The following is a 19111-nucleotide window of genomic DNA, read 5'->3' on the forward strand; positions in this document are numbered from 1 at the left end:
CACGTGAGGAGGCGAGGATGAGCGAGTCACCGCAGGAGCGCGACGACGCCGAGCTGCGCCGCGTGCGACAGCAGCTCAGCGACAAGAGTGCCCAGCTGCGCACGGCCGGCTCCCAGAACGACCGGCTGATGCGCACCCTGAAGGAGGCGCGCGAGCAGATCGTCCAGCTGCGCGGCGAGATCGATCGCCTGGCCCAACCCCCTTCGGCCTATGCGGTGCTCGTCGCCGCACGCCCGGACGGCTCGGTCGACGTGCTGACCAACGGGCGCAAGATGCAGGTCGCGGTCTCTCCGACGGTCGAGGCCGACGAGCTCGAGGTCGGCCGCCAGGTGCTGCTCAACGAGGCGATGAACGTCGTCGCGGTCATGCCCTTCGACGACGCCGGTGACGTGGTGGTCGTCAAGGAGGTGCTCGACGACGGCCGGCTCGTCGTCCTCGCCGGCCAGGACGAGGAGCGGGTGGTACGCCCGTCCTCGCCGCTCGCCGGCGCGGTGCGCGTCGGGGACGCGGTGCTCTACGACACCCGCAGCAACGTCGCGGTCGAGGTCATCCCGCGGGCCGAGGTCGCCGACCTCGTCCTCGAGGAGGTGCCCGACCTGGCCTACGAGGACATCGGCGGGCTCTCCGGGCAGATCGAGGCGATCCGGGACTCGGTCGAGCTGCCCTACCTGCACCCCGACCTCTACGAGCGCCACCACCTGCGTCCGCCCAAGGGCGTGCTGCTCTACGGACCGCCGGGCTGCGGGAAGACGATGATCGCCAAGGCGGTCGCCGCCTCGCTCGCCCGCAAGGTGGCCGAGCGCGAAGGGGTGCCGGCCGGGTCGGGCAAGAACGCCTACTTCCTCAACATCAAGGGCCCCGAGCTGCTGAACAAGTACGTCGGGGAGACCGAGCGGCACATCCGGCTGATCTTCCACCGGGCGCGGGAGAAGAGCAGCGAGGGCACCCCGGTGGTCGTCTTCTTCGACGAGATGGACAGCCTCTTCCGCACCCGCGGGTCTGGGGTCTCCTCCGACGTCGAGACGACGATCGTCCCGCAGCTGCTCGCCGAGATCGACGGGGTCGAGGGGCTGGAGAACGTCATCGTCATCGGCGCGACGAACCGTGAGGACATGATCGACCCGGCGATCCTGCGCCCGGGCCGGCTCGACGTGAAGATCAAGATCGAGCGCCCCGACGAGGACGCCGCGCGAGACATCTTCGGCAAGTACCTCACGACCGATCTGCCGCTGCACGAGGACGACCTCGCTCGAGGCGGCGGGTCACGCGAGGCGGCCGTGCAGGACCTCATCGACAGCGTCGTCGAGCGGATGTACGCGCACTCGCGGGAGAACCAGTTCATCGAGGTGACTTACGCCGGGGGCGACCGCGAGACGCTGTACCTGGCCGACTTCACCTCGGGGGCGATGATCCAGAACGTCGTGGACCGGGCCAAGAAGCTCGCGATCAAGGACTACCTCACCGACGGCAGCGAGGGACTGCGCCGCGAGCATCTGCTGCACAGCGTCGTCGCCGAGCTGCGCGAGAACGAGGACCTGCCGAACACGACCAACCCGGACGACTGGGCCCGGGTCAGCGGCCGCAAGGGCGAGAAGATCGTCTACCTGCGCACCCTGCTCGGCGACGCCACCGGCACCCGCCCCGGCAAGACCCTCCCGACCGACTGACCTACCGAGTCGCCGCCGCCACCACGACCCGCCACCCGATCAAACCGGCCGCGAGGACGCCGGTCGCGACGAGGACGAAGGGCAGCGCCGTCCCCTGACCGCTCATGTCGCGCAGCGCCATCCCGCCGGCGAGCGTGGCGAGCCAGACCAGCACGCCGGCGATCCACGAGGCGGGGGAGCGGCGCAGCACGAGGAGGACGAGCATCCAGCCGAGTCCCAGCCCGACGACGAAGGGCCACGCCGTGTCCGCCAGACCGCGCAGGTCGAGCGCCTCGTCGTGGCTGCGCCGCCCGGCCAGGGCGAAGCCGAGCACGACGACCAGATCGATGGCTGCGGCAGCCGCCGGGCCGACCTCGCGGCGCTCAGGCACGGTCGAAGAGGGGCAGCTGCGGCGGGGCGTAGGTGGGGTCGACCCCGTCGAAGAGACTGGACACGGACTCACCGGCGTGGATCCGCGAGATCGCCTGGGCGAAGAGCTGGGAGACCGAGCGCACCTGCAGGTCGGGCCAGCCGGAGGGCGCGGGCACCGTGTCGGTCGTCACCACCTGGTCGATGAGCGGGTGCTCGCGCAGGCGCGCCACCGCCTTGCCGGCGAAGAGACCGTGGGTGCAGGCGACCGACACCCGGGGGCACCCGGTCTCCGCGAGCTTGGTGGCCAGCTCGATGATCGACCCCCCGGTGGCGATCTCGTCGTCGAGGACGATCGCCCGCTTGCCCGCGACGTCTCCGACGATGGAGTCGATGACGACCTGGTCGTCGGCCTTGCGCTGCTTGCTCCCCGCGGCGACCGGCAGACCGAGCAGGCGGGAGAACTGCGTGGCCTCCTTGGCGTTGCCGAGGTCGGGGGAGACGACGACGGAGTTCTGCAGGTCGGTGCCGCGGAAGTGCTCGGCGAGCACGCCGAGGGCGGTGAGGTGGTCGACCGGCACGGAGAAGAAACCATGCACCTGCGGCGCGTGCAGGGTCATCGTCAGCACCCGGTCCGCACCCGCGGCCGCGATCATGTCGGCGACGAGGCGGCCCCCGAGCGAGATCCGCGAGGCGTCCTTCTTGTCCGAGCGGGCGTAGGCGAAGTGGGGGATGACCGCGGTGATCTGGGCCGCCGAGGCGCCGCGGGCGGCGTCGATCATCAGCAGGAGCTCCATGAGGTGGTCCTGGGTGGGCGGCACGAGTGGCTGGACGATGTAGACGTCGCGCTGGCGGCAGTTGGCCAGCAGCTGACTCTGCAGGCAGTCGTTGCTGAAGCGGCTCGTCGTGCTCCGCGAGAGCGGGACCCCCAGCTCGCCGCAGATGCTCTCCGCCAGCGAGGGGTGGGCGCTGCCGGAGAAGACGACGATCTCGCGCATGATGCTCAGCCTCTCACCCGAGCACCTGGCGCAGGAAGGCCACGATCTCCTCGATGGCTGAGTCTGCGCCGGGGCAGGCGCCGGGCATCGAGAGGTAGCCGTGCGGGAGGCGCCGGTACTGGGTGATCCTCGCGTTGACGCCGCTGGCGCGGAGGTGCTCGGCGTAGCGCAGCCCGTCGTCGCGCAGCGGGTCGAGCTCGGCCACCTGGACGAGGGCGGGCGCGACCTCGGTGGCGTCGCAGTGGATCGGTGAGAGCAGCGGGTCGGTGCCGCGTGGGTCGTCGAGGGGGGCACCGTCGGTGCTAAATCTCCCGTCGAGATAGAGGTTGCGGAAGGTGTAGATCCCGTCACGGGTGAGGATGGGAGCGTCCGGGAACTCCTCGATCGACGGGGAGGCCATCGTGAGGTCGACCGCGGGGTAGACGAGGACCTGGCCGCGGATCGAGGGCCGGTCGTCCGGGCCGCGGCGGTGGCGCAGCTGCTGGGCGACGACCGCGGCGAGGTTGCCACCCGCGCTGTCCCCGGCGAGGGCCACCCGGGACACGTCCACGCTCTCCAGCGCCGGCGCCTGCGGGCCGTCGAGAAGGGCCGAGACGACGTCGATGCAGTCCTCGGCCGCGGTGGGGGCGAGGTGCTCGGGCGCCATCCGGTAGTCGATGCTCACGACGACCGCCTCGACCTCGCGCGCCAGGCGGGTGCAGATCGGGTCGTACATCCGGGTCGACCCCTGGACCCAGCCGCCGCCGTGGATGAAGACGATGAGGGGCATCGCTCCCGTGCTCCGCGGCTGGTAGCACCGAAGGGGGATCGCGGCGCCGTCCCGCGCGCTCACCGTGATCTCGGTGCGCCGCACGGTCGGGTCGATCGCACCGGTGAGCCAGGTGAAGGGCGCCACCCCGGGGTAGACGGTGGCCCTGCGCCGCTGCAGGTCCTCCATCGTCGAGGTTTCGATCGAGCCGCGGACCCGGTCGACGAGGCGGGTCAGCACCGCGGTCCGCAGGGCCATGCTGCCGGCTCGATCTCTCATGCGTCCTCGTTCTCGACGTGCAGGTGGTGGGCTATCTCCGCGCTCAGCTCCTCGAGCGCAGGGTATCCCGCAGCGGTGAGGCCCGGGAGGTTGAGGAAGCCGTGCGGTGAGCCCTTGTACGTGGTGTGCCGCACCTCGACACCGGCGCGACGCAGCGCCTCGACGAAGTGCAGACCGTCCAGGCGAAGGGGGTCGAGCTCGGCGGTCTGGACGAGGGTCGGCGGGAGCCCGGCGAGCTCGCCGAGCGCGGGGGAGATGATCGGGTCCGAGCCGTCGCGGTCGGGCCCGAGGTAGAGGCTGCGGAAGGCCTTGAGCATGTCGGGGGTGATCACCGGGAATCCCCGTCGGGGCGGGTCCGCCTCGTCGGCGAGGACCGCCTCGACCTCCCGGTCGGTGAGGTCCGGGGCGGGGTAGACCAGCGCGAGGTGGCGCAGCCCGGTGAAGCCGTCGGCCACGAGCACCTCGGCGACGACGGCGGCGAGGTTGCCGCCGGCGCTGTCCCCGGTGAGCGCCACGCGGGTTGGGTCGATGCCCAGCTCGGCCTCGGCGGAGATGGCCCACCGGGTCGCGTCGATGCTGTCGTGGGCCGCGGTCGGGGCGAGGTGCTCCGGGGCCATCCGGTAGCCGACGGAGACCACGACGGCCTGGGCCCGCCGGGCGATGACGGTGCAGACCGGGTCGAAGATGCTCGGGTGCCCCATGACGAAGCCGCCGCCGTGCAGGTGCACCACGAGCGGCAGCGGGCCGACGGCTCCCTCGGGGCGGTGCACCCGCACCGAGATCTGCTCTCCGTCGCGCATCGTGACCTTGCGGACCGAGGTGCTCACCCCCTTCGCCGGTGCTCCGATGACCCAGGTCACCGGACGGTGGACCGGCACGTGTCGGCGGGTCCGGGCCAGCTGGGCCGGGGTGAGCTGGTCGGCCGGGCCGCTCACGGCCCGGAGGAAGGCCGCGAGGGCACGGGTTCGCAGCGGCATCGAGGTCATGACCTCATCGAATCACCTCACTCATAGGGTGAGGCCATGACTGTGCGCCGCGTCATGGGGATCGAGACCGAGTACGGCATCTCGGTGCCGGGGCAGCCGTGGGCCGACCCCGTCCTTACCTCCGGGATGGTCGTCTCCCGCTACGCCCGCGAGCACGGCCTGCGCGCGACCCACGGCGCGTGGGACTACTCCGACGAGCAGCCCCTCGTCGACGCCCGCGGCTTCGAGATGCCCCGGGGCCAGGCCGACGTCTCCCAGCTCACCGATGCCGAGGACCCGGCGCTGGCCAACGTCGTCCTCACCAACGGCGCCCGCCTCTACGTCGACCACGCCCACCCCGAGTACTCCAGCCCCGAGGTGCGCTCGCCGCGCGACGCGGTGGTCTACGACCGGGCCGGTGAGCTGGTGATGCGCGAGGCGGTCCAGCTGCTCGCCGACCAGCCGCCAGGCATCAACCTCTACAAGAACAACACCGACGGCAAGGGCTCGAGCTACGGCACCCACGAGAACTACCTCCTCGCCCGGGACACCCCCTTCGCCCGGGTCGTGCGCGACCTCACCCCGCTCTTCGTCGCCCGCCAGGTGATCACCGGCGCCGGACGGGTGGGCCTGGGTCGCGACTCCGAGCGCCCCGGGTACCAGATCACCTCCCGCGCCGACTTCTTCGAGGCCGAGGTCGGCCTGGAGACGACCTTCAAGCGCCCGATCATCAACACCCGAGACGAGCCGCACGCCGACCCCGACCGCTACCGCCGACTGCACGTGATCATCGGCGACGCCAACCTCGCCGACGTCGCCAACCTGCTCAAGCTCGGCCTGACCTCCCTCGCCCTCACCCTCATCGAGGCCGACGAGGTCCGCGGCGCCCTCACCCTGCGCGACCCCCTGCTCGCGCTGCGGCAGGTCAGCCACGACCCGAGCTGCACCGCGACCGTCGAGCTGACCGACGGGCGACGGCTCTCCGCGGTCCAGCTGCTCTGGGAGTACCGAGAGCTCGCCGCCCGCCACCTCGACCGGGAGGGCAGCGACCCCGACACCGACGAGGTGCTCGGCCACCTCGACCGGGTGCTCGCCCTGCTCGAGGACGACCCGATGTCGGCCCGGGAGGACCTGGACTGGGTGGCCAAGCTGGCGCTGCTGCAGGGCTACCGCTCGCGCGACGGCATGGGGTGGGAGGACCCGCGGCTGCGGGCGATCGACATCCAGTACTCCGACGTGCGGGAGGCGAAGGGGGTGTTCGCCCGCCTCGAGCGGGCCGGCAGGGTCCGCCGGCTGACCACCGAGGACGAGGTGCGCCGAGCGGTGCAGGAGCCGCCGGTGGACACCCGCGCCTGGTTGCGGGGCCAGCTCGTCGCCCGGCACCCGGACTCGGTGGTCGCCGCCTCCTGGGACAGCGTCGTGCTGCGCGGCGTCGGGGGCGCCGCCCGGATCGGGATGCCCGAGCCGACCGCCCTGGGCCGCGCCGAGACGGCCGCGGCCCTCGAGCACGACGACCTGGCCGAGATCGTCGCGGCGCTCGCCGCGGACTAGGGTCTGCAGCAGGAGCGCCCGGCTCTCCCGGGCGCGCGACGAGACGAAGAAGGTGGCGTGATGGCGGGCCGGGAGCAGGTGCGACGCAGCGGCGGTGGCGGCGAGGACGAGCCCGGCGGGGAGGCCGGCTTCGGGCAGGTCGGCGCGACCAACGCCGCGCGTGACGAGTCGCTCGACGACGTGCTCGCCGACATCGACGGGGTGCTGGAGTCCAACGCCGAGGAGTTCGTCCGCGGGTTCGTCCAGAAGGGCGGCCAGTAACCGCGGTGGAGCGGCGCATCTACGGCATCGAGACCGAGTTCGGGCTCACCTGCGCCACCGACGGCAAGCGGCGGCTCACGCCCGACGAGGTCGCGCGCTACCTCTTCCGCTCCGTCGTGCGGTGGGGCCGCTCGAGCAACGTCTTCCTCGGCAACGGCTCACGCCTCTACCTCGATGTCGGCAGCCACCCCGAGTACGCCACCGCGGAGTGCGACGACCTCCTCGACCTCGTCGCCCACGACTGCGCGGGGGAGCAGATCGTCCAGGACCTCGTCGACGACGCCCAGGAGCGCCTGGCCGAGGACGAGATCGCCGGCGAGATCTTCGTCTTCAAGAACAACGTGGACTCCGCGGGCAACTCCTACGGCTGCCACGAGAACTTCCTCGTCGCCCGCAGCGACGACTTCGCCCGGGTGACCGAGCAGCTGCTGCCCTTCCTCATCACCCGCCAGCTCATCGCCGGCACCGGCAAGATCATGCGTCCGAGCACCGGGCCGGTCTTCTCGGTCAGCCAGCGCGCCGACCACATGTGGGAGGGCGTGTCCTCGGCCACCACCCGCTCCCGCCCGATCATCAACACCCGAGACGAGCCGCATGCCGACGCCGAGCGCTACCGGCGGATGCACGTCATCGTCGGGGACTCGACGATGACCGAGACGACGACCCTGCTCAAGGTCGGCTCGGCCTCGCTCGTGCTGCGGATGCTCGAGGCGGGGGTGCAGCTGCCCGACCTGGGTCTGGAGAACCCCATCCGCTCGATCCGCGACATCAGCCTGGACATCACGGGACGGGCTCCGGTCCGACTCCGGGACGGGAGCACGACGACCGGCCTGGCGATCCAGCAGCTCTACCTCGAGCAGGTGTCCGACTTCGTCGCCGCCGAGGGGATCGACGACCCCGTCACCGCGCGGATCCTCGACCTGTGGTCGCGGACCCTGCAGGCCATCGAGACCGGGCGCCTCGACCTCGTGGCGACCGAGATCGACTGGGTGGTCAAGTACCGGCTCCTGGACGCCTACGCCCAGCGCGGCGGGCTCGGGCTCGACCACCCACGACTGGCCCAGCTCGACCTCGCCTATCACGACATCGACCCGCAGCGGGGCGTGCACCGGCTGCTCCAGCGGGCGGGCAAGGTCGCCCGGGTCGTCGACGACGAGCGGGTCGCCGCGGCCGTGCAGACCCCACCGCAGAGCACTCGGGCGAAGCTGCGCGGCGACTTCGTCCGCGCCGCCCGGGAGGCCGGCCGCGACTTCACCGTCGACTGGGTGCACCTCAAGCTCAACGACGGCAACCAGCGCACGGTGCTGTGCAAGGACCCCTTCGCCGCCGTGGACTCCCGGGTGGACGCGCTCATGGATGCTGTCCGCGCCTGACCAGCCGGCGATCAGGACGCTCCCAGCCGGCCCTGGTTAGGGTGGACGCCGATCATCGCCCTTCGCACTTCGCGACCCGACGACCCCACGAGGTAACCCCGTGCTCAACTCTCGTGCCCGAGCCGCCGCCGCCCTGGCCGCCGCCGCGGCCCTGACCCTGACCGCCTGCGGTGACGACGAGGCCCCGGCCGAGGAGACCACCTCGACCGGCGCAGTCGAGCAGGTCGAGGTCGAGGCCGGCACCGACGACAAGGCGCCGACCATCTCGCTCGAGGAGCAGTCGGTCAGCGTCGAGGAGACCGAGGTCAAGACCCTCGAGGAGGGCAAGGGGGCCCCGGTCGCCAAGGACGACATCGTCACGATGGACGTCGCGCTCTTCAACGGTAAGGACGGCAAGCCGATCGAGGGAACCGAGACCTACACCGCCAAGCCGCTGGCGCTGGACATGGGCAACGAAGAGCTCTTCGCCGGCCTGCGCAACGGCGTCCTCGGCCAGAAGGTGGGCAGCTCCGCCGTCGCCGTGCTGCCGCCGAAGGAGATGTTCGGCGAGTCCGGCAACGAGCAGTTCGGGGTCGGCGCCACCGACTCGATCGTCATGGTCTACGACCTGAAGTCGGTGATGCTCAAGGAGGCCAAGGGCAAGGAGGTCAAGCCGAAGGGCGACCTGCCCACGGTCGAGTACCGCAGCGACCAGCCCGCGAAAATCACCATGCCCAAGGGCAAGGCGCCCAAGGACACCGTCGTCGAGCCGCTTATCGAGGGTGAGGGCGAGAAGATCGCGAAGGGCGACACCGCCTACGTCACGTACACCGGCGCGCTCTGGAAGGACGGCAAGGTCTTCGACTCGAGCAAGAACGACGGCCGCCGCCCCTTCGCCTTCCCGGTCGGGTCCGGACAGGTCATCACGGCCTGGGACAAGGCCGTCGAGGGGAGCTCGGTCGGCGACCGACTGCTGCTCGTCGTGCCCCCGAAGGACGGCTACGGTGACCAGGGCAGCCCGGACGGGACCATCAAGAAGAACGACACCATCGTCTTCGTCGTCGACATCCTCGGAAAGGTCTGACATGCCCTTCGACCCCAGCACCACCAAGCCGGAGATCGACTTCCCCGGTGACACCCCTCCCACAGAGCTCGTCGTCGAGGACATCACCGTCGGCGACGGCGCCGAGGCGAGCGCCGGCGACCCGATCCAGGCGCACTACGTCGGCGTCGCGCACAGCACGGGGGAGGAGTTCGACGCCTCGTGGAACCGCGGCGCGCCGCTGGCCTTCACCGTCGGCACCGGCCAGGTCATCCAGGGCTGGGACCAGGGCCTGCTCGGGATGAAGGAGGGCGGCCGGCGCAAGATCACCATCCCGCCGCACCTCGGATACGGCGACCGCGGAGCGGGCAACGTCATCAAGCCCGGCGAGACCCTGATCTTCGTCGTCGATCTCGTCAAGGTCGGCTGAGCGGGCTCGGCAGGAGCCCCGCCGCGTGCCGTCCGGCCGCGGCGGCCACGACGAAGGGGGCGGGATCGCGCAGGCGGTCCCGCCCCATCGTCGTCATCGGGACCGGCAGCTCGGCCAGGGCCTGATCCAGCCCGGCGCTCCGGACCCGCACCATGCGGGGCGCGCCGGCCGCGTCCGCGCAGAGCGCCTCGACCTGCTCGGTCAGGCCGGGCAGGACCGTCTCGTCGTCGGGGATCGCGAGGTCCGCAGCGCCGAGGAGCACCCGGGCCAGCGCGGCCCAGGCGTGGTGGGAGAGCCCGCGGTGCCGACCCCGCGGGTCGGCGCCGGAGACCCGCAGGGCTGCGATGCCCCGCCCCCGCAGGGTGTGCGCGGCGTTGAGCACCTCGCCGTGCCCGATGCCGGAGAAGCCCCACGGGGTGCCTGAGCCGGCGTTGCCCGGACCCTGGGCGACGACCGCGATGTCGGCCCCGAGGACGTGCCGGGCGGCGAGCAGCGCCGAGTGCACGGTGATCGCCTCGTGCTCACCGCCGAAGGCCTGGCCCGCGGTGATCGTCGCGTGCAGCACACCGGCCTCGCGCAGGGTGGCGACGGTGCGCGACAACGCCATCGGGAGCGCCCCGGTGTCGGTCATGACGTACACGACCCGGGCGTCGGGCCGGTGCGAGCGCACCCCGGCGAGGATCGCGGGGAGTGCCGAGTGCAGCTCGGCGGCGACGACCGGCATCCCGCCCAGGTCGCCCTCGGCGGCGGCTCCCTCGGTCATCGCCTCGTGCCAGGGCGACTCCTGCTCCTCCAGGGCGAGCACCATCGTCTGCTGCGGGGTGTAGCGCGCCTTGACGATGTGCCCGGCGGGGTCGGCACCGCCGGGACCGACGGCATCCTCGGGCAGGCGGTCAGGTAGCGCGATGACGAGGGCATGCCCGCCGGTGCCGAGGCCCTTGCGCAGGGCGGTGATGTTCAGCAGCACCGCGTCGCCGGGGCGGGGAGCGCCCGTGAGCGAGTCGTAGGCCAACGCCGGGAGCACCGCCCCGTCCTCCAGGGCGACCTCCCAGGTGCTCGCCTCGCCCCACCCGCCGGTGCGGGCCCGTACCTGCCCGCGACGCCAGTGGATCATGGCCGCCAGGCTAGCCGCCGGTGACAACGCCCTCGGGTAGCGTCGACCAGGTGGCCGTCAGCAACACTCCTCGCGCGAAGACCGAGCGTCTGATGAACCTCACCATGTGCCTGCTCTCCACCCGTCGGGCCCTGCCCAAGGCCCGGATCCGCACCATGGTCGAGTCCTACGCCGGGGTCGCCTCGGACGAGGCCTTCGAGCGGATGTTCGAGCGTGACAAGGACGAGCTGCGCGAGCTCGGCATCCCGTTGGTGACCGAGCACATCGGCGGAGCCTTCGACGACGAGGTGGGCTACCGCATCGACCAGCGCGACTACGCGCTGCCCGAGATCGACCTCGAGCCGGACGAGCTGGCCGTCGTCGGCCTGGCCACCCGGACCTGGGAGCACGCCGCCCTGGCCCCGTCGGCAGCCACCGCCTGGCGCAAGGTCTCGTCCGCCGACGGCACGGGAGAGGCGACCGAGACCCCCTTCGTCGGCATCGAGCCGAGCGTCGGTGGGGGAGAGCCGGCCTTCGCGGCGCTGAAGGACGCGACCCTCGGCGCCCGGTCGGTGACCTTCGACTATGCGAAGGGGGGAGCCGGCCGGCCCCAGACCCGCCGGGTCGACCCGTGGTCGCTCACCGCCTGGCGCGGGCGGTGGTACCTCACCGGGTACGACCACGACCGCGGCGAGCCACGAATCTTCCGCCTCTCCCGGATCACCTCCGCCGTGCAGGCCACCGGACCGCTGACCCATCCCGCCCCGGACGAGCACGACCCGCAGGCCGCGATCGAAGCGATCGCGGGCGGCGAGCGGGCGACCACCTCGGCGGTGCTGCGGGTCCGGGTCGGGGCGGGGCACTCCCTTCGCCGTCGGGCCCGCTCGACCACCACCCTGGACGACGACTGGGACCGGGTCGAGCTGGAGATCCCCTCGCCGGTCGCCTTCGCCGAGGAGGTCGTGGGCTACGGGGCCGACGTCGTCGCCGAGCAGCCGCCCGAGCTCGTCGACGCGGTGGTGGCCCGCCTGCGCGGGGTCCTCGGGCAGGGGGAGACGCGATGAGCCCCCGCCCACCTGCGGAGCCGGCGACCACCCGGGTCAAGCGGCTGCTGACGATGGTGCCCTGGCTCGTCTCGCGGCAGGGGATCGACCTCGCCGAGGCGGCCGCGGGGCTCGGGGTCACCGAGAGCCAGCTGACCGACGACCTCGACCTGCTCTTCATGTGCGGGTACGGACCGATGACCGACGAGCTGATCGACGTCAGCTACGAGGCGGGCCGGGTCTTCGTCGACAACGCCGACGCGATCAGCCGGCCGCTGCGGCTCGGGGTCGACGAGGCCGTCACCGTCATCGTCGGCCTGCGCGCCCTCGCCGCCTCCGGCGCCGCCCCGTCCGACGCGGTGGAGCGGGCGCTCACCAAGGTCGAGCAGGCCTGCGCCGCGGTCTCTGGGATCGAGCGGGTCGTCGTCATCCCCGACCACGCCGACGCCGAGGGCAAGGACCTGCTGCAGAGCGCGAGCTCCGCGGTGCAGGAGCGGCGACGCGTGCACCTGAGCTACCTCGTGCCCTCCCGCGACGAGCGCACCGAGCGCGACGTCGACCCGATGCGGGTGGTGGCCCTCGACGGGCACTGGTACCTCGAGGGGTGGTGCCACCGGGCCAGGGACACCCGGCTCTTCCGGCTCGACCGGATCGAGGCGCTGAGCGTCCTCGACGAGGACGGCACCCCGCCCGAGGGCGCCCGCAGCCGAGACCTCAGCTCCGGCGCCTACCCGTCCGACGTCGGCCACGACGCCGTCACCCTGCGGCTGCGCCCGGCGGCCCGGTGGGTGGCGGAGTACTACCCGGTGCAGGAGCTGCGCGAGGACGGTGAGGACCTCGTGGTGACCCTCGCGGCCCGCGACGAGGACTGGCTGGCCCGGCTCGTGCTGCGCGGCGGGGGAGAGATCGGTATCGAGGCGCCCGCCTCGGCCGCCGAGGCGGTCATGGCCCGCGCACAGGCCGCGCTGGGTGAGTACACCGGCTGACGCGCGTACACTCGGCGGCAGGCACGACCAGCACCGGTGCTCAACGATGCGAAAGGCCACCGCTATGCCCTCCCTGGGACCGATGGAGATCATCCTCATCCTCGTGGTGATCCTCCTGCTCTTCGGCTTCAAGAAGCTGCCTGACGCCGCCCGGAGCCTGGGCAAGTCCGCGCGGGTCTTCAAGTCAGAGGTCAACGAGATGAAGGAAGAGGACCGCCAGCGCGAGGAGGCCAGGCGCACCCGCGAGCAGGGCACCCTCTCCGGCTCGGCCCCCACGGGCTCGACGAGCACCACCCGCAGCGAGCCGGTCCGCGACACCGAGCAGCACGCCGCCGACGGCAACGCGATGATCGACGAGTCCCGGCCGCGCACGGACAACCAGTCCGGCCCGGTCTCCTGAAGCACACGCCCTTCGCCATCCGCTGACGCCACGTGGCCAGACGACGACGCCCGCCCAAGGACCCCGAGGGGCGGATGCCGCTCAAGGAGCACCTCCTCGAGCTGCGCCGCCGCCTCGTCATCGCCGCGATCGCGGTGGTCATCGGGGCGATCGTCGGGTGGATCTACTACGACCCGATCTACGAGCAGCTGTCCCAGCCGTTCCGTGACTACAAGGACCAGAACCCCGACAGCATCGTCGCGCTGAACTTCGCCAACCCGACGGCGGCGTTCAGCCAGCAGCTCTCGATCTCGATCTTCGTCGGCATCCTGCTCGCCAGCCCGGTGTGGATGTACCAGATCTGGGCGTTCATCATGCCGGGCCTGACCAAGCGCGAGAAGCGGGTCTCGCTGGCCTTCTTCGCCGCGACGGTGCCGCTCTTCGCCGCCGGATGCATCTTCGCCTACTACACCCTGCCCAAGGCCCTGCTCATCCTCTACGGCTTCACCCCGGACGAGAACACGAGCAGCAACATCCAGAGCACCACCGACTACTTCACCTTCGTCACCCGCTTCATCCTCGCCTTCGGCGCGGCCTGGCTGCTGCCGGTCGTGCTCGTCGCCCTCGCCGCGCTCGGGATCCTCAGCGCGCGGCAGATGCTCGCCGCGTGGCGGCCGGCGGTGCTGCTCATCTTCGTCGCCGCGGCGATCATCACCCCTACGCCCGACCCGTTCACGATGTTCCTCCTCGCCGGACCGCTCGTGCTGCTGTACTTCGGGGCATGCGGGATCGCGGCTCTCATCGGCAGGAAGCGCCAGGAGGCACGACCGGACTGGCTCGACACCCCCGAGGACGAGGCCTCGACCCTCGAGTGAGCCGGGTCGGCCTGCTCGTCAACCCCACCGCCGGCAAGAACGCCGGCGCCCGGGTCGGGACCACGGTCGCCGACCTGCTCGAGCGTGGCGGGGCCGAGGTCGTCGACCTCAGCGGGCTGGACGCCCACCGCGCCGAGGCGAAGGCCCGCTCTGCCGTCGAGGAGGGCGCCATCGACACCCTCGCCGTCGTCGGCGGAGACGGTGCGGTGCACCTCGGGGTCAACGTGTGCGCCCAGAGCGAGGTGCCGCTGGGCATCGTGGCGCTGGGCACCGGCAACGACAACGCCCGGGAGATCGGCCTGCCGGTCAAGGACGTCGAGACCGCCGTCGAGCGGATCCTGCATGGCGAGCCACGGCCGGTCGACCTCGGCCGCGCTCGCTCGGCGGGCGGCGAGGAAAGATGGTTCCTCGGCGTCCTCAGTGGAGGCTTCGACGCCATCGTCAACGAGCGGGCCAACCGGATGCGCTGGCCTCGGGGAGCGGCGCGCTACAACCTCGCCATCCTGCGCGAGCTGCCCGTCTTCTCGCCGATCCCGTACACCCTCGTCCTCGACGGGGAGGAGCTGCACGCCCGGGCGATGCTCACCTGCGTCGGCAACGGCCGGGCTTACGGCGGCGGGATGAAGGTCACCCCCGACGCCGACCTCACCGACGGGTTGCTCGACGTCCTCGTCGTCGACGAGATCAGCATCCCCGAGTTCCTGCGCGTCTTCCCCAGGGTCTTCTCCGGCTCGCACACCGACCACCCGCAGGTGCGCCTGCACCGGGCCCGCAGCGTGCGTCTCGAGGCGGCCGGGATCGTCGCCTACGCCGACGGCGAGCGGCTTTTCCCCCTCCCGCTCGACGTCGAGGCCGTCCCCGGAGCGCTCCGCGTCATCGTCTAGAGGTCCCGACTAGCCTGGCGAGCATGGCACCCGCCCCCCTCGACGAGTTCGCCGCGACCCTCGACTTCGCCCTGGACGACTTCCAGACGCAAGGCTGCGAGGCGATCGCCGCGGGCCACGGGGTGCTCGTCGCCGCCCCGACGGGGGCCGGCAAGACCGTGGTGGGCGAGTTCGCGGTGCACCTCGCGCTGCAGCGCGGGCAGAAGGCGTTCTACACCACCCCGATCAAGGCGCTCTCGAACCAGAAGTACCACGAGCTCGCCGCCCGCCACGGCCACGACCAGGTCGGGCTGCTCACCGGTGACACCTCGATCAACGGCGAGGCCCCGGTCGTCGTCATGACCACCGAGGTGCTGCGCAACATGATCTACGCGGGCAGCGCCACCCTCGACCAGCTCGGCTTCGTCGTCATGGACGAGGTGCACTACCTCGCCGACCGCTTCCGCGGAGCCGTCTGGGAAGAGGTGATCATCCATCTGCCGCAGTCGGTCCAGCTGGTCTCGCTCTCGGCGACGGTGAGCAACGCCGAGGAGTTCGGCGCGTGGCTGGCCGAGGTGCGCGGCGGCAACGAGATCGTCGTCTCCGAGACCCGCCCGGTCCCGCTCTGGCAGCACATGCAGGTCCAGCGCGAGGTCTACGACCTCTTCGCCGGTGGCGCGACACCGGACCCGAGCCGCGCCGCCCGGGTCAACCCGCGCCTGCTCGAGGCGATCCGCTCCGCGACCCGGTCGAGCGGCGAGGACCCGCCGGGCCGTCGCGACCGCGGCGGCCGTCAGGGTGGACGAGAGCGGGGGCGAAGGGGGGAGAGCCGCCCGGGCCGGCCGGGTGCTGGTGGCCGCTTCGGCGGAGCCGCGTCACGCACCCAGGTCATCGAGCAGCTCGACCGCGAGGGGCTGCTGCCGGCGATCACCTTCATCTTCAGCCGGGCTGGCTGCGAGGGCGCCGTCGGTCAGCTGCTCGCGAACGACGTGCGCCTCATCAGCTCGGAGGAGGGCCGCCGCAACCGGCGCACGCTCGAGGAGCGCTCGGCGGTGCTTGAGGGCGAGGACCTGAGCGTCCTCGGCTACCACCAGCTCCTGGCGGGCCTCGAGCGGGGCTACGCACCTCACCACGCCGGGATGCTCCCGATCTTCCGCGAGGTCGTCGAGGAGCTCTTCACGGCGGGCCGGGTCAAGGCGGTCTTCGCGACCGAGACCCTCGCCCTGGGGATCAACATGCCCGCCCGGACGGTCGTCATCGAGCGGCTGGTGAAGTTCAACGGCGAGGCGCACGTCGACATCACCCCCGCCGAGTACACCCAGCTGACCGGCCGAGCCGGCCGCCGGGGCATCGACGTCGAGGGGCACGCGCTCGTCGTGTGGTCGCGCGGCATGGACCCCGAGCAGGTCGCCGGGCTCGCCTCGACCCGGACCTACCCGCTCCGCTCGAGCTTCGCCCCGACGTACAACATGGCGGTCAACCTCGTCGCCACGGTCGGCCGCGCGACAGCCCGGGAGATCCTCGAGACCTCCTTCGCCCAGTTCCAGGCCGACCGCTCCGTCGTGGGACTGGCGACGACGCTGCGCTCCCAGCAGGAGTCGCTCGACGGCTACGCGGAGGCGATGCACTGCGACCTCGGCGACTTCCGTGAGTACGCGCAGATCCGGCACCGGATCACCGAGCTGGAGAAGGCCGGCCGCAAGCAACGATCCGCCGCGCGGCGGGCCGAGACCGCAGTCTCCCTCGAGGCCCTGCGCCGCGGCGACGTCATCATGATCGGGGGCCGCCGCTCGGGACGGGCGCTCGTGGTGCAGCCCGCCAAGACGTACAAGGGACGCCCCGGCGACCCTCTCGTGCTCACCGAGCACAAGCAGGTTCGACGCCTCGAGCCGCACGACCTCGACGGACCGGTCACCCCCTTCGCCACCGTCGACGTCCCCAAGGGCTTCAACCCCCGCTCGCCCAAGCATCGCTCCGACCTCGCCGCGACCTTGCGGATCAAGGCACCGCAGGAGGCGCCGCCCCCGCCGATCGAGGAGCGGGCGCGCCAGGCCGCGGCCGGCACCGACGGCAAGGTCGAGGAGCTGCGCTCGGCGCTGCGCGCCCACCCGTGCCACGCCTGCCCGGACCGCGAGGAGCACGCCCGGTGGTCCCAGCGGTGGTGGCGGCTCAAGCGCGAGCAGGCACAGGTGCAGCGCACCGTGGACTCGCGCACCGGGTCGGTCGCGGCGACCTTCGAGCGGATCTGCGGCGTGCTCACCGACCTCGGCTACCTCGACGGCGACGGTGAGACGGTGACCGCCGACGGGGCGCGCCTGCGCCGCCTGTACTCCGACAAGGACCTGCTCGCCGCGCAGTGCCTGCGCTCGGGCTCCTGGCAGCGGCTCGACCCCGCCGAGCTCGCCGCCGTGGTCTCGATGCTCGTGCACGAGCCGCGCCGGGACGAGACCGACCTCAGCCCGCGCCTGCCCACCGACGGGGTGGTCGAGGCCTGGCAGGAGATGCAGGTGCAGTGGGCCGAGATCGAGGCCCGCGAGCACACGGCCGGCCTGGACCCGACCCGTCACCCCGACGCCGGGATCGCCTGGGAGGTCCACCGCTGGGCCAGCGGACGCCGTCTCGACGAGGTGCTCGGCTCGGGCGACATGACCGCGGGCGACTTCGTGCGCCGGTGCAAGCAGCTGGTCGACCTGCTCGACCAGGTGGCCAAGGCGACCGAGGACCAGCGGCTGCGGCGCACCGCGCGCAGCGCGATCGAGAGCGTGATGCGCGGGGTCGTCGCCGCGGACCGGATCGACTGACCGCCCGGCTCAGCCCTCCGGGTAGAGCGCTGCCGCCGCACGTCCCAACGGGCCGGTGAGGCCGTGCTCGACCGCGAGCCGGCTCATCTGCGCCGGGTCGGGCAGCTCCTGCGGGATCCGCAGGTCGACCTCGGTGACCGGCACGTCGAGAGCGACCCGCACCACCCGGGGCGCCGCGTCGAGATACTCCGTGGCCGCCTCGAGCCGGGCGCGCTGAGCGCCCTTGATCGCCGGATCACCGCTGTCCACGGCCTCCCGCACGCCCGCCAACGACCCGTGCGCGGCGATGAGCTTGGCCGCCGTCTTTTCCCCGATCCCGGCGACACCGGGCAGCCCGTCGCTGGTGTCGCCGCGCAGCACGGCCATGTCGGCGTAGGCGTCGCCGGACGTCACCGCGTACTTGGCCCGCAGGAACGCCTCGTCGACGAGGTCTGGGTCACGGACGCCACCACGCGCTGTGTAGACCACACGGGTGGAGCTGGCGTCGTCGACGAGCTGGAAGAGGTCACGGTCGCCGGTCACGACGTCGACCGGCATCTGCCCGCGGTAGTGGTGGGCGAGCGTGCCGATCACGTCGTCGGCCTCGTAGTCGGCGGCGCCGACCCGGGGGACGCCTAGGGCGGCCAGGCACTCGGCGATCACCGGGACCTGAGGGCTCAGCTCGTCGGGCACCTCCTCGCCCTCGGCGGCATCCTCGGCCATCCGGTGCGTCTTGTACGTGGGGATGGCATCGACCCGCCACTGCGGGCGCCAGTCGTCGTCCCAGCAGGCAGCGAGGTGCGTGGGGGAGTAGCGACCGACCAGGGTCGCGACCATGTCGACGAAGCCGGCGACCGCGTTGGTCGGCAGGCCCGACGGACCCCCTTCGCGCGCCGGGACGCCGTAGAAGGCCCGGAAGTACAGGCTCGCGGAGTCGAGCAGGAGCAGACGGGGCGACGGCGACATGTGGCCCAGCGTAGAGCGGTCCGCCGCAGGGCCCGCTCTCGCTTAGGGTCGATGCATGGAAGACGCAGACCGGCGCATCCTCGACCTGCTCGTCGAGGACGGCAGGGCCAGCTACACCGAGCTGGGCAAGGCGGTCGGGCTCTCGACCTCCGCGGTGCACCAGCGGGTCCGCCGGATGGAGGAGCGGGGGGTGCTGCGCGGGTTCACCGCGGTCGTCGACCACGCCCAGGCGGGACGACCGCTCACTGCCTTCGTCGAGGCGACGCCGCTGGACAACAACGACCCCGACGACGTGCCGGAGCGGCTGCGCGGCATCGACGGAGTCGTCGCCTGCTACAGCGTCGCGGGAGACGCCAACTACCTGCTCATGGTGCGCGTCGCCACCCCACAGGCCCTGGAGGCCCTCATCGCGGCGCTGCGCGCCCGGGCCCACGTCTCGACCAAGACCACCGTCGTGCTCTCCACCCCGTGGGAGCGTCGCTGAC

19 protein-coding genes are annotated in these 19111 nt (G+C 72.1%); 13 read left to right on the forward strand and 6 right to left on the reverse strand.

All coding sequences use genetic code 11. From position 1 onward, the window contains the following. Positions 1-17 precede the first annotated feature (17 nt). Positions 18-1667, forward strand: coding sequence for a proteasome ATPase (arc, locus tag FB557_RS12870; protein WP_144858037.1), 1650 nt, complete (start codon positions 18-20; stop codon positions 1665-1667). A gap of 1 nt (position 1668) precedes the next feature. Here the strand turns inward: arc and FB557_RS12875 are convergent, their stop codons facing one another. The 4 genes from FB557_RS12875 to FB557_RS12890 are packed head-to-tail and all read right to left on the reverse strand — an operon-like array spanning position 1669 to position 5026. Then, positions 1669-2037, reverse strand: a complete 369-nt coding sequence (locus FB557_RS12875; RefSeq protein WP_144858038.1) for a DUF3054 domain-containing protein — start codon at positions 2035-2037, stop codon at positions 1669-1671. After that, positions 2030-3013: a ribose-phosphate diphosphokinase gene (locus FB557_RS12880; protein ID WP_144858039.1), complete on the reverse strand. Its 984-nt coding sequence runs from the start codon at positions 3011-3013 to the stop codon at positions 2030-2032. The genes FB557_RS12875 and FB557_RS12880 overlap by 8 nt, the downstream gene beginning before the upstream one ends. 13 nt (positions 3014-3026) lie before the next feature. Next, complete coding sequence (locus FB557_RS12885) at positions 3027-4040, reverse strand: alpha/beta hydrolase (protein ID WP_144858040.1); 1014 nt, start codon at positions 4038-4040, stop codon at positions 3027-3029. Continuing rightward, a complete protein-coding gene (locus FB557_RS12890; protein ID WP_144858041.1) occupies positions 4037-5026 on the reverse strand; it encodes an alpha/beta hydrolase in 990 nt (329 codons plus the stop codon). Before FB557_RS12890 ends, FB557_RS12885 begins: the two co-directional genes overlap by 4 nt. A gap of 36 nt (positions 5027-5062) precedes the next feature. Here FB557_RS12890 and dop point away from each other — a divergent pair, with 36 nt between their 5' ends. The 5 genes from dop (at position 5063) to FB557_RS12915 (ending at position 9641) form a co-directional block, all read left to right on the forward strand. Further along, entirely contained in the window at positions 5063-6556 is a 1494-nt protein-coding gene (gene dop, locus FB557_RS12895; protein WP_211356581.1) for a depupylase/deamidase Dop, read from the forward strand. Between the two features lie 60 nt (positions 6557-6616). Beyond that, positions 6617-6817, forward strand: a complete 201-nt coding sequence (locus FB557_RS12900) for a ubiquitin-like protein Pup (protein ID WP_144858042.1) — start codon at positions 6617-6619, stop codon at positions 6815-6817. Positions 6818-6822: 5 nt separating this feature from the next. Then, positions 6823-8190 carry a Pup--protein ligase gene (gene pafA / locus FB557_RS12905; RefSeq protein WP_144858043.1) on the forward strand — a complete coding sequence of 456 codons (1368 nt, stop codon included), beginning with the start codon at positions 6823-6825 and terminating at the stop codon, positions 8188-8190. Between the two features lie 100 nt (positions 8191-8290). After that, positions 8291-9253 (forward strand): FKBP-type peptidyl-prolyl cis-trans isomerase, encoded by a 963-nt coding sequence (locus FB557_RS12910; RefSeq protein WP_144858044.1) that lies wholly within the window; start codon positions 8291-8293, stop codon positions 9251-9253. 1 nt (position 9254) lies between these two features. Beyond that, a complete protein-coding gene (locus FB557_RS12915) occupies positions 9255-9641 on the forward strand; it encodes an FKBP-type peptidyl-prolyl cis-trans isomerase (RefSeq protein ID WP_144858045.1) in 387 nt (128 codons plus the stop codon). Here the strand turns inward: FB557_RS12915 and FB557_RS12920 are convergent. Continuing rightward, positions 9628-10755, reverse strand: a complete 1128-nt coding sequence (locus tag FB557_RS12920; protein ID WP_144858046.1) for a DUF3866 family protein — start codon at positions 10753-10755, stop codon at positions 9628-9630. The genes FB557_RS12915 and FB557_RS12920 overlap by 14 nt on opposite strands. Before the next feature lie 50 nt (positions 10756-10805). On the opposite strand from FB557_RS12920, the gene FB557_RS12925 reads away from it, so the two are divergent. From FB557_RS12925 to FB557_RS12950, 6 genes are all read left to right on the forward strand, one after another. Then, complete coding sequence (locus FB557_RS12925; RefSeq protein WP_144858047.1) at positions 10806-11798, forward strand: helix-turn-helix transcriptional regulator; 993 nt, start codon at positions 10806-10808, stop codon at positions 11796-11798. After that, positions 11795-12763 (forward strand): helix-turn-helix transcriptional regulator, encoded by a 969-nt coding sequence (locus tag FB557_RS12930; RefSeq protein WP_144858048.1) that lies wholly within the window; start codon positions 11795-11797, stop codon positions 12761-12763. Before FB557_RS12925 ends, FB557_RS12930 begins: the two co-directional genes overlap by 4 nt. Before the next feature lie 64 nt (positions 12764-12827). Then, the gene (gene tatA, locus FB557_RS12935; protein ID WP_144858049.1) at positions 12828-13163 is read left to right on the forward strand and encodes a Sec-independent protein translocase subunit TatA; all 336 of its coding nucleotides are present in this window, start codon (positions 12828-12830) and stop codon (positions 13161-13163) included. A gap of 32 nt (positions 13164-13195) precedes the next feature. Then, the gene (tatC, locus tag FB557_RS12940) at positions 13196-14017 is read left to right on the forward strand and encodes a twin-arginine translocase subunit TatC (protein ID WP_342778938.1); all 822 of its coding nucleotides are present in this window, start codon (positions 13196-13198) and stop codon (positions 14015-14017) included. Next, positions 14014-14901 (forward strand): diacylglycerol kinase, encoded by an 888-nt coding sequence (locus FB557_RS12945; RefSeq protein WP_246074807.1) that lies wholly within the window; start codon positions 14014-14016, stop codon positions 14899-14901. Before tatC ends, FB557_RS12945 begins: the two co-directional genes overlap by 4 nt. Before the next feature lie 23 nt (positions 14902-14924). Continuing rightward, entirely contained in the window at positions 14925-17681 is a 2757-nt protein-coding gene (locus tag FB557_RS12950; protein WP_144858051.1) for a DEAD/DEAH box helicase, read from the forward strand. 9 nt (positions 17682-17690) lie between these two features. Here the strand turns inward: FB557_RS12950 and FB557_RS12955 are convergent, their stop codons facing one another. Further along, positions 17691-18626 (reverse strand): 5'-3' exonuclease, encoded by a 936-nt coding sequence (locus tag FB557_RS12955; RefSeq protein WP_144858052.1) that lies wholly within the window; start codon positions 18624-18626, stop codon positions 17691-17693. A gap of 55 nt (positions 18627-18681) precedes the next feature. Between FB557_RS12955 and FB557_RS12960 the strand changes: the two genes are divergently transcribed. Beyond that, positions 18682-19110: an Lrp/AsnC family transcriptional regulator gene (locus FB557_RS12960; RefSeq protein ID WP_144858053.1), complete on the forward strand. Its 429-nt coding sequence runs from the start codon at positions 18682-18684 to the stop codon at positions 19108-19110. The last annotated feature ends 1 nt before the right edge of the window (position 19111 follow it).

It is taken from the genome of Marihabitans asiaticum (assembly GCF_007828725.1).
In the GTDB taxonomy this organism is placed as follows: domain Bacteria; phylum Actinomycetota; class Actinomycetes; order Actinomycetales; family Dermatophilaceae; genus Marihabitans; species Marihabitans asiaticum.

Coding starts and splice junctions, on each gene's coding strand:
- arc (WP_144858037.1), top strand. CDS start 18: ATGAGCGAGTCACCGCAGGAGCGCGACGACGCCGAGCTGCGCCGCGTG.
- FB557_RS12880 (WP_144858039.1), bottom strand. CDS start 3,013: ATGCGCGAGATCGTCGTCTTCTCCGGCAGCGCCCACCCCTCGCTGGCG.
- FB557_RS12885 (WP_144858040.1), bottom strand. CDS start 4,040: ATGAGAGATCGAGCCGGCAGCATGGCCCTGCGGACCGCGGTGCTGACC.
- FB557_RS12890 (WP_144858041.1), bottom strand. CDS start 5,026: ATGACCTCGATGCCGCTGCGAACCCGTGCCCTCGCGGCCTTCCTCCGG.
- dop (WP_211356581.1), top strand. CDS start 5,063: ATGACTGTGCGCCGCGTCATGGGGATCGAGACCGAGTACGGCATCTCG.
- FB557_RS12900 (WP_144858042.1), top strand. CDS start 6,617: ATGGCGGGCCGGGAGCAGGTGCGACGCAGCGGCGGTGGCGGCGAGGAC.
- FB557_RS12915 (WP_144858045.1), top strand. CDS start 9,255: ATGCCCTTCGACCCCAGCACCACCAAGCCGGAGATCGACTTCCCCGGT.
- FB557_RS12920 (WP_144858046.1), bottom strand. CDS start 10,755: ATGATCCACTGGCGTCGCGGGCAGGTACGGGCCCGCACCGGCGGGTGG.
- FB557_RS12930 (WP_144858048.1), top strand. CDS start 11,795: ATGAGCCCCCGCCCACCTGCGGAGCCGGCGACCACCCGGGTCAAGCGG.
- tatA (WP_144858049.1), top strand. CDS start 12,828: ATGCCCTCCCTGGGACCGATGGAGATCATCCTCATCCTCGTGGTGATC.
- FB557_RS12950 (WP_144858051.1), top strand. CDS start 14,925: ATGGCACCCGCCCCCCTCGACGAGTTCGCCGCGACCCTCGACTTCGCC.
- FB557_RS12955 (WP_144858052.1), bottom strand. CDS start 18,626: ATGTCGCCGTCGCCCCGTCTGCTCCTGCTCGACTCCGCGAGCCTGTAC.
- FB557_RS12960 (WP_144858053.1), top strand. CDS start 18,682: ATGGAAGACGCAGACCGGCGCATCCTCGACCTGCTCGTCGAGGACGGC.